Raw genomic sequence first — 17278 nt, forward strand, 5'->3', positions numbered from 1 at the left:
CCTCTTATACGATTATCGCAAAACCCGGAGCAGAATTTCGTCAAGCGGTCTTTTCTCTTATCACCAGCGCTCTGATCTTTTGAAGCGCCTGCTCTTCGAATGAATCCTGAGGCACATATCTCAAAAGAGCGTTGATCTTTGACTCCAATATGGCTTTATATATGGAACCGCCGATACTTTCCGCCTTGCTTTTTATCAATTTAAGGCTTTCTTCATCAGGACTTTGCCCGCCTTCCTGGGCCGATCTCAAAAGCATTTGTTCTATCCTGCCGATCCAATCCTGTTCGCTGAGATCAAACACTTCTTTCTCGCTTGGCTCAAGCCCCGCCTTGTCCAATTCATTCATCACCCTGCACAGATCACCGGAAAAGAACCTTGGGGAAGACACCCTGTCCCTCCAGTAAGAATAAAAGGCCCTTCGCATGACATCGGCAGCCCTAAACTGTCTTACCTCCTGGAGTGGCTTCCCGTCGCGGCCCACCGATATCTTGACCGTTCTTATCGGCTCTGCGCTCGAAAGAACAGAAAGGTATGACCTCTTTTCGGCTTCTTCTTTTAGTTTATCAAACCTGTCAAAATCCTGGTCGGTAAGGCGCCTTCCGTTAACGACCACTGAATTATGCTGTCTGACCCTTTCTACAATGGTATCAAGTGTGGACCTTCTATATCTTTCGGTCCCCATTACTGAAGGCAGGATACCGATCCTTGTTTGCTCGTATAAGGGAAGTTCTTCGCTGAGATTGGCTAGGATCACATCAAAAGCCCTCTTTACATGGCCGGATGCCCCTGCTTCGGCAAGCACGGCCGCAAGACTCTCTCCAAGCATTTCTTCCGACCCCGCCTTGTCCCTGGCTTTTACCGCCAATTCCCATAGCAGTTCCGTTTCTGCCCTCAGATCAACCTTTCCTTTTGTCCTGTTAAATATGAGTCCCAATATATACGAGAACTCCGGTTTGGTCAAGGAATACAGTTTGTGCTCAACCAGGTGAGTGACCCGACTGCCTAATTCGGCAGGGGCCCTGTCAATATAACCTGCCATGGGAGGGCGGCCTTCAGAAGCGTTCTGCCCCAGTATAAGCTTGGAAAAATCGCCTCCGAGCATGAGCTCTAACGGGTCAAGATCCTCTGTGTTTTTCCACGGGAACATGGCCGAATACAGCGATAAGCCGACATTTTTCCAGACAGCATTCACAACAATATCATCCGGGTCGGAGGCATCGCAGGCAAGCTCGACCGCCACATAATGCCCGGAGGCCTTCTCATCTGCCGTGTGGCAGCTGCCGCAACTGCTCTCTATAACACCGGGCGCCACTATATATTCCACGCTATCAACGGGAACTCCCAGCGCCGAGGCGGATGCCTCGGCGATCTGGACAATGTCCGATTTTGAACCGTCCGGCTTTGGGTTTAACTCGGCCCTGTCTTTTATCAAGAAACAAAATCTCCGGATCCCCGGTATTTTGCCTTCGCGCTGTTTATCATTCGCCATGACAAGGAGATCGTTAAGAGAAGAAACAACGGTGGAAGTGTCCCTGTTCATGCTTCCGATAAGCCCGTGCGTCCTAAGCACCTGCTCGGCCCTCTGCACCATAGGCCCCACATGCTCCTTCTTGTAGGCGGCAAGGGCGGCACGATACCTGTTTTGGGAATCAATAAGGGTTCTTTGTCCTGTAGGATCCAATAGTATTTCTAGTATTAAGCTCTTTTGAGCCTCAGTAAGGTTCAAACCCGGTATCCCCGCAAGCTTTTGAAGAAATCCTTCTTTATCTTCTTTTATCTCATCATAAAACTTTGGCCTGAGCACGCCCCTGTCATCTATGTACCCGCTGTCCCTCAACCATCCCCATATCCTCTTTGCATCTTCCCCTCCAACCCCTTCCACCTCAAGGTATCCCGCCAGCACTACTTTTAAATACTCTTCTCTAAACACCTGGTATTGCGGCGTCTTGCTTAACTCTATATTGATAACCCAGTAGCTTTCGCTCCTCTCCAGCGCGTTTGCCCTAGCCTCCATTACTATGTCCAAAAATGCATATATAGCATCCCTTGCCGCCGGCGTCTTCCCAGGAAATGCCGCAACAAGACCCCTTTGCACCCGCTCAAAAAATGCTTCATCATTTATGATGCCCAGCAGCTCCTTAGTGTGCATCTTTTCCCTTATCCCCTCCGGAAGCATAGAACGGATAAGCCCTATGATCTTTCTGTCCTCCGTCCTCATCATTCTCATCTTCTCCTCCAGGGCTTTGTCCAGATTGATCTTTAGATATCCATCCACATCTCTGCTGAGCCCTCTCAGCCTCTCGGCCATCTTCTGATTCGCTCCTTCCTGATATATGTACTCACCGTTGTTCTCCCCCAGTCTTGTCCTACCCTGCGTCAATAGTTCCAGAACTCCATCAAATAAAAAGAATTCTCTTTCCTGGGTCATCGCCATGTTCCTGCTTATCTGCTTCCGGATATCATAAAACCTTTCCAGCCTTGCCCTGTCTTTTTCCCCAAGCAGCTTCTCGTACTCCTCCCATCCTTTACCAGAACCCTTGAACTCTTCTTCCACCAGCCTCACAAATGCCGCGTCTTCCAGGCTTATCATATATTTGCAGGAGCTTTCGTGATCGCTAAGGTTTATCCTGTACAATGTGTGGCTATTTCCGTCCGAAGTAACTACATCTATTGAGGGAACCTCGTTCAACATTGACCCCAGCACCTGCGCACTTATTGCAACATCAAAGTTGGGCGCTTTCCCTGCCAGCAGTCTTTCCCTTAGTTGGCTTTGAGGAAGTTCCCGCGCCGATACCTTCCCGTCCTGATTGGGGTCCCTGAACCTGAGTTCGCGCCCCCCGTACACTATGGTGATGTATTCCCCCATACAACCCCCCTCTATACATATATCGACAAAAATTGGCCTGTATTTCTTATTGGATAAGACAAAGATTAGAGATAAAGATCACTGCATAGTATGCCCAAATCTAACAGCGTCCCTGAGAGGGACCCTTTGTCCGGGCCGGCCAAAAGGCACCACAAATTCATCACGAGATCCTTTTGCACATAGACCGAGCACTATGCCAAAAATATTCTGGACAGGCAGAAACCCCCAGTGGCGGCTGTCGCTGGAAGTGTGCCGATTGTCTCCCATCACAAAATAGCTGCCAAAAGGAACTATCCCTTGTTCTGTTTCATCTCCGGCTATGCCGCAAACTCGTTTTATCTCCGCTAAATGGCTGTTGGGGTTCCAAAAAGCAATAATATCGCCTCTGCGCGGATATTCCGGGTCAAATCTGCCTCCCAGATACATCCTCTCGAGGCACCACACCCTGTCTTCCTCTTTAAGAACCGGGAACATGGAATTGTGAACAACTGAACCCACAAAAAACCTTGGGAACGATTTGGTAATGAGCCTCTGCACAATGAGTTCCGGAGTGGTCAGATCTTTCAATCCAGGAATATAGCGCAACTCTCTGTCGCCAGAGCCGGACACGGCAAATTCCATTGCAAATCTGCCCATCGGTGTTCTCATAAAGCGAGGTAAAAATTTTTCCAATTTGCCTCGCCTGCTCCCAAGTAAGGACTTCAGTCTTACACCGTGCATTGTTTGGCTTTATATCGGCAGGAAGCAAAAGAAATTTCAGGTTGTGTCTGAGCGGGAAAAGATCGGCTGGCGCTTTACATGCGCCCAAATTGCGCCCGCAGCGCTTGGATATTGCGTCTGTCGGCCAGCGCACCGTCTCTCTGCCCGGACAGGCGCTTTCTTTGGGCATACATGGTTTCAAGCTGCCTTTCCGCAAGAACCCTGCTGGCATGCATAATGACCCTTGGTGGGATATCCATAGTTGCAGCTGCTTTTTCGGCCACTTCAGAATTAAGGGAATTACATGTCCCAAACCCGTTTATCTTTGACAAATGATTCATCAAAATCCCTGCATCACTGGAGGGATCCAACCCTTTGCCCCCCGCTCCCAGAATACGCTTAAGGACCGAGATAACATTTTCATGAATATAATCGATCAGGTCTTTGTCCGCAAGGTTTGTAGGGTCAAGGAGTCTTTGCCCATTATCCGTCTTTATCCACCATTCCACCGACTTAGTTGTCCCAGCCTGGGTTTTTACCCGTACTATGTTCACCCTGCCCCTGGTCACGGGGGCGTCGCTCAGAACACCGCAATCAATAAACATTGGGGAAGTCATTTCATGTTCTTCCAGAACACTCAAAACCTGGTCCGCCGCCTCCAAAAAAGAGCCCGGAACCGGCCCCTGCAATTTACCTTCGCTTATCAGCCTAACCATAAAAGGTTTAAGCGTCTTTTCGTAAAAAAGCGCGGCATTCCTATTATAGTTGGGATCAGAAGGTTTTATCTCAATCCCGTCTATGAACAAGGCCGGCCTGCCGTCAAGAGATTTGACGGAAACCTGGGCCAAAGGCAAAGGAACTGGGACTGACCTGAGCATCTCTGCCGCTCTCTGGACCTGCGGTATCAAAGATCCGGTCAAAGAAACGGCATTAATGCTGTTGACAGGCCAGGTGCCGCGGTATGAGGAAGAAAGCTGTTTTGAAAGAAGGTCCATAATAACTCCCGCATCCCTAACAAACCTGCCGGCATTTGAACCCTCCGCCAATCCTCCAAGCCTGACAAATTCCTCGTATGTTTTTGCCTCTGCACATCCCAGGGAAAGGTTTTTGGCAAGCCCGGCGCCTTCAAGAACGCGGAATATTGGGACAAGGACATTGCGGTACAGCAGAAAGATCTCTTCTCCAAAGCCTTCTGCGGCTTTTCCTCCCCTAAAGATCTCTTCTCCCTTTTCGCCCATGGTAACTACTATTTCACTATGAATTTTCCCGTCCGGACCTTTTTTCTTTTCCCTGACTATGTTCAATTTGGCTCCCGCCATTAATTGCGAAACGTTAAAGAGCAGTGAACTGACGGACGACATCGAACTTCTGACCCCTTCGATATTGCGGTCTATCGCTGCCAGGTTTTGTTCGGCAGCCGTTATGTTCTTAGCCGTAACAGCAAGCGCATTATCACAAGCCTTTATTTGGATACTCTTTAACAAAGCCTGATGCTTCGCATCCGCCCACTTGACATCGTCCGGTGTCTGCAGATAAGCCGCCCAGGATGAGTACTCGGGCTCGTCCTTTGTGGAAAGATTTTTAGAAATGAACTCGTTAATAATTCTTCTCTGTTCGGCCCGTCTTTTTTGCTCTTGGGGAGTAGTATAATTTCTCATGCCCTTTTGCGCAAAATACCGTTCCGGCGGTATGGTAAAGCCCGCAACTTTGCCATTCTCTATCTTCAAAAGCGAGGGATCGTTAAAGTAAATAGCCGCAAGATTGATGGGGATGATCTCTCCACGGTCGATCTTCCCTGTATAACTCTGGATGGTCTGTGTTTTATATATGTGCGGTAGACAGCGCCTAAAAACCCCCCGGCCATTGTCCCTCCTGGGGTCGCTGTGCTGTTTCTTTAAAAGATACAGCCAGTTCGGCAGGCGCTCGTTCAGCCATTTTTCCACAGCCGCCTGGTTTGGGAATTTGCCGCTCAGCCTCGCCCTTTCAAAAGCCTCATCAATTATGCTCAGATCGCTTGGGAACCTTATGTACCCCTTGGAACCGTACATTGGCAGAAGGCGTCCGTCATCCGACATGTCAATGTCCACCGCAAAACTGTCCTGGGCCGTGGAGAACATAAGCCTGTTGGCTATCTGGATCTGCCTTGCAGGCACATTTCTGGTATTAAAGAATTGATCCAATCCGGCAGTAACCTTTTGGCCATAACTTCCCCCTGTAATCCACCCGGAAAAAACAAGGCCGGCGGCCCTTCTTTTTGCGTTATTTTGCTCTTCCGCTGCCTCCCTGGCAAACCCGTCAAGCATCCTGTTCTGCTGAACGCCCAGGTATATTAAAGCCAGTTCTGCCGTTACCACTCCCCATGCAAGGGTGCCAACTGCCAAAGCCCCCGCGGCGGCCGCCGTTGAAGCGCCGGCCGATGCCCCGAACAATCCTTTAAGCCCCAGCAGCGACGCCCCCTGTCTTACTGCCCAGATGGCGGCAGCATTACCGGACAGGGCAACCGTGCTTTCCACGAACAGGTTTGCAGCCTGTACCCTCTCAAGAAGTATGGGATCATCTTCATAAACAGAAAGGTCCACGTTAGCCAGAGGGAAAAGAAAGTCTGCGACAGCCCTTCCCGCTATCTCGCTCGGGTCCCAGGCGCGTTTCATTTCTGCAAGGGTAAGAAGGATTTCGCCCTGGGGCATATGGCTCAAAAACTCAAAGGAATCATAAAGCCATCCCGCGCCTTCTTTTCCCGCCTTGGCCGCGGCAAGTCCCAAACCCAAGCCTATCGCGGAGCGCAGCCAGGGGATCGGTATCATCCTTGCGGCAGCCGCAGTAGACAATGCCCCCGTACCTGCCTTAAATAACCCGAACTCTGCAATGAACTGGTTGGCCGATCTTTCGTCTGTTATTCCCCTGAAAGCCCCCATTCCAAAAACAAAATCTCCTGAAAGGTGCCCCAATCCGAATAACTCTGCCGTTTTCTGCTGGAATGTAAAGATCGAAACTCCGGTTATGTTATGCTTGGCATCCATTTTAATTGAAGACCAGACACCTTCCCGTTCGACATTGCCCGTAACCAGCCTGGTGAGCAGGTCAATGGCTCCTGCCACAGCCACAAAGGTGATCGCAGTCCCCGCAAATTCCGCCGACATTCTGGCCAGCTGTTCCGGAGCACCGGTAGCATTGGACCAGGACCTGGATATGCTATCGTAAACAAAAAGGCCCTGGCTGTTGCGCTTGTATATCCTGCCTCCGCTCTCGAACAAACTGACATTATCGTTGTTGGATACTTCTCTCTGGGTCCCGTCCTGGGCTATTTTTATCCCGAGTTCACTTGCCCTTAGTTCGGTCCTGACAGCTTCAAATCCGACCTCCGGCAACTCTCCCGAAGACTCCACCACTCTTCCAAGCATTCCGTTTGGCAGGAACAATAAAGACACCACCCCGTCAGGAGAAGTAAGATATCCTCTGCCTGCAGAAGCAGCGGAGGCTTCCCCCGGTCTTGCCGCAGCGGCTTCTGGGGCCGATGCCACAACAGAAGGCGCCGCCGGCACGGGAGTCCTTGGCATTATCCCCCTGTTTGACAACACTTTTTGCGCTTCTTCTACCTGAGCCGCAAGAGCATGCATGTCAGCTTCGCTCAGTTTTGCCGCGTCAGCACCAGCCCTGAGCGCGATCTCGATCCCTTCGTGAGTAAGAGCGGCCTCAACCGGTTTGAAAGAAATGAATAGTGAAATGAAACTTTGCCATGCAGCCTGCGTTCTCGTCATCCGGCCTTCCGGCACAGTTCCCGGCCTGACATAAATAACATTGCTTTCCGGGTGATACACAGCATCTCCTCCTGCTCTCCACCACACGGGATGCTCTACCACCCTTATTGTTATCTCGCCATCCAGTATTTTTTTTGCAGTAACTGCATCAACAAGGCCTCGGTCGCGCAGATTTTCTACGGTCCTTTCTACTGCCGTTCTTTCTGCAGCGTTCATATCCCTGGAATGGTCCGATATGACAGCCATTTGCTCCGGAGCCACGGGACCAGCCTGTCCTGCACCTCCTCTGTCAGGATCGATATCTATTCCAGCTCTTTCCGAAGCGGCCAGAGCTGCCTCATTCTCGCTACCTCCTGCCCGTAAAGCAGGCGAATCTGCCGCTGCAGAACGGATCTCTATTCTGAGCCTTGAAAGATTGTAAAATCGTTCCCAGGGCTTAGAAAAGGCCCCTTGCGGAAAGACCGCGTTAAATATTTCTATTCGAAGGTTTTGCATCATCAGTTCAAAGGATTCTGCCACTCTGGCGCGGAAGATATCTCTTCCATCCGCGCCTTCCGGCATTGCGGTATTTTCCAACTCCGCTTGGATCCTAGAGACCCTTTCTCTGTGAGCAGAATAATTGCGCATAAAGAGTTCCGTCATCCTGGCGCTCCATAGTCCCATTCCTCCAACCTTTACCGCGGCATCGTAAAATCCGGCATCATTTCCTTTTCTTGCCGAAAAGACATCGCAAAGCCGCTCAGAAAGCCGCTCCAGAGCCTGGGACCTTGTCAGGCCGTCCAGGCCGGAAAGGTCAACAATATCCGCCCCGGTAAGTCTTTTAAGAGCAGTTTCTAAGGATCTCCTCTGTGCTTCCTCCAATTGCTGGCCTTTCAATATCCCGGCGGAATCAAGCAGGGCCGAGCAAGTATTCTCAAGCAAGATGTTTATCATCACATTGCCTTTTGTTATTTCCCCGAACATCTGATGATATACTGTTTCGATCTGCCTTGCGGCATCAGCAAAAAAGTTCGTCCGCTCTATCTCTGTCTGGGCTTCCCGACGGGCAATTTCCAGAGCATCGTTTATAGCCTGCCTAAAGTTCAATTCCACATCAGAGACGTCAACAACACCGCCTAACCTAGAGATCTCTGCTCTAAGATTTTCCCTGTACTCCGGGTCCAGATGCCTGAAAACAGGATCGTCAAGGCTTGCATATACCCGTGAAGAACCCGGATCTGCCTGTCTTGCTGCTCTTTCAACTTTCTGGGTGGTAAGCCTTTCTGTCGTGTCCTGTTCGCTGACCATGACATGCAAACCGCCGCTTCTTACCGCCTCTTCGGTCAGCACTATATTGTCAAGAAGAAGAGCTACTTTTGCCCTGTCATGTATGGGGATATCCGTGCCTCTGCCAGCAGTAGTTGCAAGCAGGATGGACAGCCCTTCTCCCGCTGCCCTGACGAGCATCGGGCCTTCTTTCCCTACATTTTCGGCAGTAAGGGTCCTTATTCTGGAAAGCAAATCGTTAAGTTTTATACGCTCACCCGGATCCGTTGCGGAAGCCAGTCTGCGTCTGGCTTCCGCCTCGATCATCCCCCTAAGCAGCTCAACCTCCTCAATTGAAGCCGCGTGTACCAAAACCGGACGCCCCGCACCTCCGCCGCGCAGGGCCAGAGCTTCTTCTACCGCATCAACAGCTATTCTCGCAAGCTTTTGGTCCCTGTTCGCATAGAGCAGCTGCGGCTGTCTTCTTACAAGAGCTACGGCTTCCGCTCCAAAAGGCGCAAATTCGCCGGTGATTTGAACCAGCAGGTCTTCGACAAGCGCCCTGACTTCCTGGCTTTCGCAGGCATGATCTACCAGTTTGATCTTTGTTCTTTCCGCCGGTTCTGTAAGCGCAGAATCTCTAACATAATCCAGCGCCTGCCTCATGCCAGCAGGATCATTAAGATCAACCGTCAACTGGGGTCTTCCTGCCGCTTCAAGAGCAAATCTTTGGGATACATTGTCGTAAGTAATGTTAACCTGGGGGATATGATTCGGCACGATCACGAGACCAAAACCAAAGTCCAGATACTGATTTGCAATAAGCTGCCAATCCTCGCGCATCGTCCCGGAATATCCTATGACCTGCCCTTGATCAGCCTTTGAATACAACCTCATGAACTGGGAAAAGGTGATCGTGCCAAGCGTCCCGGAGCAAGAGGGAACTTTTAATCCGAACACGGTCCTTATAGCTTCATCTATTCCTCCCTCCCATCTGTGGCCTCTCATATAAAAGCCCTCGGAATTGATTATGACTATCTCACCGTTTACAATATCAAAATTGTACTGAAGCGTGAGGTTCCTTGGATGGTTCGGATCTGCTGTTATTGCCTCTCTTTCGGCCCGCATTTGAACAGCCAGGATAAGCCGCTCTATTCTCCTCTGCTCCGCGGGGTACTCGTCCGAGCCTACTTCTCCCCTTATGAACTCTTCGCCTTGCGGAAGCAGCCTCAGCGTATCAGGGTCAAAATGCGTCCCGCTTTGCATCCGGCCCAGTCTTAGAAGGGAATCCTGCCATTGTTTCTGGGCGCGCGCATCCGCCGCCCTTGCGGCTATCGGGTTGCCGGCGCCGTTGAGACCGCCTGATATGTAGTAGCTTGTGAGCGCCATTTCTATGAGTTTCTGGTCTGCTTCATCAATGATCAGGACTTGTCTTTCTATTTCTCCCGGAGCAAATTCCCCTGAGATCGTATCAAACACTAACTGGTCGGCTCCGACAACGATATTGCATCTGTATGCCGCGCTTTTTTCTTCAATTCCCATCCCACTCCTTATGACCCCTATGCTCAGACCAAATCTCTTGGCTCTTTCAACCCATTCCTCGACCAACGCATCATTAGCGGTTATAACATGGACCTTTTGCCCTCTCGCGGCCCTTTCCATGGCAGCAAGGATGCCTATCTCAGTTTTTCCCTGACCGCACCCGATATTAAGGAGCATGTTACCGCCCTGCGCAATGGCTTCAAGAGCAGCCATCTGGTTGGGATGCAGAAGGAATCTGGCCCCGGATTTAGTTGTGTATCCAGCACTATCAACAAGCCCCTGCCACCTGGCGCTTACTTCAGGGGCTATATCAAGAGCTTCCCCCGCAAGTACAGTCATTTCCGGAGCGACGGACAAGACTGCTGACGGCATGTTGGCAAGGCTTACAGGATTTGTTTGAGCTTCGCGGATAAGAGTGTCGAGCTGCCGGGCCCTGAATTGATCGGCCGGGTCCAAAAAACTCTCGGGGAGCAGAAGAACTACCTCTCCCATATCAAAATCCACAAGCCCGCTCGGTCTTCTTATCATAAAGGAGGGCATTGCAACATCAGAGGTCACTCTTATCTCTGCGACACGCAGTCTTGCCTGCTCACCTTCAACATTCACCGTTAATCTTAGTCCCGTTCCGTCTGCAAGTGCCAGCAAAGGATTGGAGGAAGAATTGAACGCCCCAAGCACCAGGCTCCTAAGTTCTAGGTTGCCAGCAAGACTGCCCTGTCCTGCCGGGGCAACAAAACCAGATTCACTGACAAGCACAGCAGCCCTGGTGCTGGTGTTGTCAAAAAGCACCGCCCCAGCATTAAGTTTGTTAAGTTGCCGAGCAAATTCTGCCTCGGGATCCGAAGAAGCCGACACCCCATCCTCTCTCATCCAGACCGACAACCTCAATGCCTGCCTTCTGCTGTCAGCCCGGTCAGCGGCGCTTGAAACACCGAGCATTGCCAGATTAAAAGGATAATCTATCAAATAGTTATATCCCCTTGCTGCAGACGCGCCAAGTCTTCTTGCCCAGTTGCTTTCGGGCTCGGCCCTCAAAAAGAACTCTTCTCCGGTACCCCACGGATCAAGGACCGCCCTTACGCCCATTATCAATGGCTGGACCTCTTCACCGTTCAAATAAACCCTTGCTCTTGTCACCCTGTTGTCAAACAGTCCTCCAAAGGCTCTTCTTTCCCAGCCCACGGGCAGCATTTTCACAAGCTTACCCGCTCCCGGAACATTTGCAAGTATCTTGAACAGTTCGGTCGCGGGCTGCAGGGTCCTTCCCCAGATGCTGTTCCAGCCGCCCCTTACCGCAAAATAATTGATGGCCCACGCCATCGCAAGTGCGATGCCGTAGTGCCCGTCTTCGGCCTCTTTTACCGCCTGCCTGTACCACAAAGGGGCAAATCTGGGAAAAAGTGCCAGCGCCGCCGCCGTATGCTTTACGCTCCTTCCGGTTTCGTCCCATGACTTATCTCCAAACATAGAGTGCATTACGCTGCGTATAGAGCTTACCGGCAGACCGACAAAAATAAAGAAAGGCATAAGTACCCGCAAATAGATCTGCTGCGACAAAAATTCTCCGGGGACTGCTCCGGGATTTGACATAAGGTCTTTTACTGCGCGGATGCCGACTGCAAGAGCCGCTCCCAACGGAGTGGCTCTTTCTTCCTCTGTGAGGTTATTTGCTATGGCCTCCAAAAAACCGAGATCAAGGTTCATATAAGAAGCAAAACCAGTGCCGCCTGCACCCGAAGCTGAGGCCGAGAACGGATCTCCCACCGTCAGGTCATCACCCGAAACAAGCAGTTCGCTCAATTCTATAAGAAGCGCATATTCGGGAGAACCGGCTTTTATATCAATAACATTCCCGCCTTTGTTGCCGGCTATAAGCCCCTTGATCCTTGAGAGTATAACCCCTATCCTTTTCTTTTTTTCTCCTTCGAACTGCCTTTCTATCTGCTGCAAGAGTTTTTCAAGGATCTTGAGATCGAATACGGTAAGGCTCTTTTTTTCAGCATCCGTAAGGGTCCCCGCCAAAAATCTGTTATAGTAATCGTTATCAAGGTCCTTAAACTCTCCGTAATACTCCATGCACAGCCCCTTGATCTGCATCCTGACCTCAAGCGAGGGGTCCTGCCCAAGCCCAACTATCGACAGCATTGCCCTGCCGAAAAGCTCGGTGTTGGGGGTTGGATCAACAGTTCCTTCTTTTGTATCGACGATCAGGGAGATCAGCACCGAAAGGGCCTGTCTTATTTTTTCCAGTTCATTTCGCTGCTCCGGCGTCAAATTTTCATAGTCGCCCGCTCCCGGACGCAGAGAAAGAAAGCCTGTTGTTTTCCAGACATCAAAAAGCCCCACCTTTTTCAGATTTTGTTCTGCATTTCTAAGTATTTCCCTGGCATGAACAAGGTTCCTTCTTGCATTGTCCGTTAACCCTTCATAACTGACCTGAAAAAGGTATTGATTAGCATAAGCGCAAACAGTATCAACCGCACCGGCCAGTCTGCCCCAGGCAGGATCATTTGCAACATACTTGGTCAAGATCCACTTAAAAAAGTCATAGGTTATCACATCGCTGTCTATGAACGCCTGAATAGCGTCTCTTTCGGCAAGTTTTGGCAATAGTTCTGCAGCACAGGCGCTTCTTTGCTCCTCGGTTAGTCCCGCGCGCTGCTGGGCGGTGCCGCGCAGCCTTTCTATATCAGCATTTAGCTCTGACAGCCTCTGTGCAAGAGTGTTATCCCTGGTATAAAGCCTTTTTAACTCTATCATCTGCGCGTCCGCCGGCTTACCCGGTATTGCAGCCGCCATTGTTGGATAAACGGCATACCATGCCTTATTGGTATCCTGCGCGGAAGAGGCGTTCATCTCCAACATCCACAGCAGGGCCTGCACCCCTTCGTTGTCCGGGGCCGCGCTCCTCAAGGCTGAGATATCTATCCTTGCCCCCTGGTTGGTTGCAGCGAATTCTTTAAGCCTTGCCGCCTGCAGTACTGTCATCCCGGGATTGTCGGAAGTTATGCTTAGGATCAGGATTTGCAGCTTTTGCCCCAGAGGGTCTGACGAAAGATCCCCGGCAAACCGCACAAGTATCTCGCGCTCCTCAGGAGATATGTAAGCTCTGTTCATTGTCAGGTCAGAGCCCGCTATCCTCAATAAAAGCGACTTTAGTGCGGGGTGCGATTTTTCTGCGGAAGAGGTCAAAAACTTCACCAGCTCCGGATCATCTTTCATATTGTAGTGGACATAGGGAACACTGTTGCTTGACAGCCTGTCTGCTATGATCCCAAGATGCGCGCTTGTAAAAAAGTCGGGGGTGTCCCCACCCTCAGCCAAGCCGGGGAGCTGTATACCGGATGTCCTTAGTCCGTTAAGATAATATGCGACCGGCGTCCGGGATGAAGCCCCCATAGGGTCCAAAACTATCCTTCTTGACCCCGGAACGAACGCAGGCTCGACAAGTATCTGTATGCCTTCGGTCTTTGGAAGGTCCGCGGCCCTTCCGGAATAGATATTAACGCAGACTCTGCTTTGTGATGCTAAGGCCCCGGGAAATCGCAGAGCTTTTATACCTTCCGGGTCTATCTCGACTTTGCCGCACATGGACAGAAGGCGTTCAATCTCTTCGGCGCTGCACGGCTTTTCTGCCGCAAATAATTTATCGTGCATCATCGACAAAAATGCCTTTTGCGACGGCGAAGTGAACTTAGTCCTTAAATAGGCTATGGCATAGTAAACAGTCCCGTTGACATTATCAGGCACCCACTGGCGGATGGCAGAACCCAGCCTTGTGCCTCCCACCAGGCTCTCAAGCGGGACTATCCTGAAATTCCCGGTCTGGGATGCATGCACAGAGGAAAGGTCTTTGTCCTCCTGATCGCCCCATTGAAAGGACAGCTCCATAATACCGTCCGGGTCCTGCGCAAGGTCCTTAACAGTATCTTCAAAAGGCTTGGGGCTGCCGTTCCTTCTGGTAAAACTGTACATTGCAGCCGCTGTTGCCTCGTCCATACGCCCGTCTGCCGGATGAGTTTCGGCAAGATATGGCTGGTTGGTAGCGGGATTCACCGTTTCCTGCAACAGCCTCTGGGCCCTAGCAACCCTTTCCCTGCGGGTGTCAGAACGCCGCGGAGAACCAAAAACCAATACGGGAGAGCTCATCTCCCCTCTTGCCGACCAGGATGAAGGGACAGAAAAAGAAACGGCATCCGATGATCTCAGTTTTTGTACCAGTTCGGCGGTCTCTTTTTCACCCAGCAGCTGCCTGTTGGCCTGGGCGTAAGCTATAGCCTCATTAATTTTTCCTTCCCCTATCAGGGTATTGAGCCTCTTTTCTATCCTGATCCTGCTTATTATCCTGTCGGGGTCCGCGCCGGCTTTTTTGAGCAGTTCATATACTGCGCCGCCGTTCTTTTCGTCAAGAATATATTCTATTGCCTCATCATATTTGCCGGCCTTGAGCAGTTCGTTTATTCTTTTGTCAACATCAAAGAGCTCGAGCCTGACCTCAAAGTGCTCTATCATCTCCGCGATCTTATCCGGGGCTATCTTTGCCTTTTCAAAAAGTTCTTTTGTGGCCGTTGATCTAAATATTTCGAGGATCCTTCTTATAAGCTCTTTTGCTCCGCCTGCTCCTTCGATCTTTCCTTCTTTTGCCAGTTCGCTTGCCTGGGTTTCAAGCCTTTTGAGTTCCGAATTAAGACGGTCAAGCTGTTCCTGGGTCTCGATCCCTTCGGCCAGTTTGGCCGCATCGATCCCAACGCCTCCCAATAAAGCCGCCATAGATGCATCGCCGCGCAAACTTGCGGCAAGCGCCTTTGCACCGGCAAAGTCACCATTCCTGGCAAGCCTTGTTATCTGCGAAAGAGCGGCTTTCCCCCTTGCAAATAAGCGGTGGACCGCCAGCAGTTCTGCCTGACCGTCTCCTGCTCTGCCAAGTGTTTGCTCGGCCTCCTTTAGGGCCGCAGCATCTATCTGCTCGAGCAGCGGCTCTCTTGCCTGATCCGGCATTGCGGCAATAAGGTCCTGGCTGACGGAATAGTATACATAGACCTTGAACTGCATTTCCTGGTCCTGAGTCTGAGGAGCAAGGAATTCCCTGGCGTAGCGGTTTGAATTGAACGTTGTCAGGACCCTGGCCCTTGCCTGGGGATCGTCCCAGACGGCGCGGAACCTTTTCTCGACAAACTCCTGGCCCCACTGCTTTATCGCTGCGTCTATCGTGGCCGAGATCTGGGAATTGAAAAAGTGCCCGAGGTATCTCTTTTGCGCGCTTCCGAGTTCCGGCGAAGGCCCTGAGGAGGAGCCTTCGTCTTCAAAAGGCCTGGTCTGAGGAAGTTCGGCCGTTGATCTTGGCCCTGTGGTTGTTGAAGAAGAGATATCGGCAGGGCCAAGCCTTACCGCTCCTCCTTCGGGCCTTAATTCTGAGACCCCCATGCAGCGACCCCCCTGTACCTATGTATCGTCAAAATCTCAGGCTCGCTTCATCTTCTTCTGTCCAGTTCCTGGACCTTGGAGTGAACATCAAAAAGAGTCCTGCCTGAGGAAATGGTTTGAGACCTTAATCCGGCTTCCACACGGGCCCCAAAATCCTCCTGAACAAAATTTTGTTTTGGCCTGCTTCTCATAAATTCTACGGCCGCAAGAGGCCCCGTGACCTGGACTTCGGGAGCGATAGAGCTCAAAGCGACCAACTTGACATGGAACAGCATAGAATAGATGCTGTCTGCTATCCTGAAGGCCTCGCGCCTTAATTCCGACAAGGCGGGCCCGGAGGCAGAAGCTCCGGCCTTTCTGTTCAAGTACCTAAGGACCCGTTCGGCAATTTCCGCTTCCTCTAAGGAGAACAGTTCTTCGTCCAGTATCCTGGAATCGTCATAAGCGTTCAACTCGTTCAACAGCCTTGTAAGAGAGACCAGCCTCATCCTGGGGCTTTTGACGGGATCATTCCAGGTCCTGTAGAACGCGTTGCGGATTATGTCCAGATATTTTGCGCCGTCATAGGTTTTGTCGCTCATGATGAGGTAGTTAAAAGCGTCTCTCTGTACTGCTGTGATCCTGTCCCTGTACCGGGCTATCTCTTCCGAGGAAAAACCAAAGGCAAGAAGAGCGGCATTGTCCTCAAGCGCACCGGAAATGCGCGATCCGTCCGCTCTCAGGTTTTCGAGAACCGTTCTCATTGCGCTGTTTTCGGCGAACCGTCCGTCAAACAGGCACACCTGCCTGCTGGTCCTTTCCATAGTCTCTTCTAACACTTTTGCCATTATTGCCCTGTCGCTCCTTGCATCCAAAAGCCTCTTAAGAACAGCGTCAAAACACCTTGAGAGGCACTGGAGCTCCGATTCTCCTTCTTTCTTCTGCGAAAGGGCTTCTGTTCTGGCCTGCAATATCAGGCTGTGTAGAGCCTCAAGAGCTTTTATCGCATCCCGTCCGGTTTTTGAAGGGACCAGCTGGCGTACTGCCCGCACAAGAATATGGTCGTTCAACAGATCGGTCCTGGACAGGTCAAACACTCTTCTTGTCCTGGCATACACCGCTTCACGGTCGTCGATAAACCCGGGCCTGCCCTGCGCTCCCACCACAAGAGAGCAGAACCCCCACTGGTCAAGTTCAAAGCCTTCATAATTATCCTCGGGATTGAGCGAAAAGTAAAGCTGTTCGTTAAGTTTCCCTACCATCCCCTCTACGGACAGGCTGCTGGCAGGATCAAAGCGCACCAGGGCAAGGTAGCCCTGAGCATCTGTTGAGGCATCCAGCTGGCCCAGCAGCAGCCGGTCAACGATTATGTCCTCTTTTTTGACCGCAAAAGACAGCATCCCGTTGCCGGCCAGGTCAAGCCCCATGGCCTGCACCTGCTGCCACGCTTTTTCCACCTCTTCGCGGCTGCCAACCAGCAGTTTGAGCCCGGTAACAGGCGTTGCAAGCCCCTGTTGCCGGCGCTCGGAAACAAGTTTAAGAATAGAAGCAAGGCTCATCGGCTGCAACTGCTCGGGAGCAAGAAGCCCGTGGTCCGCAAAGACCTTTGCCGCCCGCTCCACAACAGGCCCCACAAGCTCCCTCTTGTAGGCGGCAAGGGCGGCACGATACCTGTTTTGGGAATCAATAAGGGTTCTTTGTCCTGTAGGATCCAATAGTATTTCTAGTATTAAGCTCTTTTGAGCCTCAGTAAGGTTCAAACCCG

At 51.2% G+C, this 17278-nt stretch carries 4 protein-coding genes; all 4 read right to left on the reverse strand.

The window, feature by feature from the left end; translation table 11 throughout:
- Positions 1-40: 40 nt before the first annotated feature.
- Positions 41-2866: a hypothetical protein gene (locus tag WC490_00425; protein ID MFA5097081.1), complete on the reverse strand. Its 2826-nt coding sequence runs from the start codon at positions 2864-2866 to the stop codon at positions 41-43.
- Positions 2867-2944: 78 nt separating this feature from the next.
- Positions 2945-3502: a S26 family signal peptidase gene (locus WC490_00430; GenBank protein MFA5097082.1), complete on the reverse strand. Its 558-nt coding sequence runs from the start codon at positions 3500-3502 to the stop codon at positions 2945-2947.
- A gap of 158 nt (positions 3503-3660) precedes the next feature.
- Complete coding sequence (locus WC490_00435) at positions 3661-15534, reverse strand: DEAD/DEAH box helicase (protein ID MFA5097083.1); 11874 nt, start codon at positions 15532-15534, stop codon at positions 3661-3663.
- A gap of 47 nt (positions 15535-15581) precedes the next feature.
- Positions 15582-17278: hypothetical protein (locus tag WC490_00440; protein MFA5097084.1), on the reverse strand; the 1697-nt coding region annotated here is incomplete at its 5' end.

It is taken from the genome of Candidatus Margulisiibacteriota bacterium (assembly GCA_041650635.1).
Taxonomy (GTDB): domain Bacteria; phylum Margulisbacteria; class WOR-1; order JAKLHX01; family JBAZKV01; genus JBAZKV01.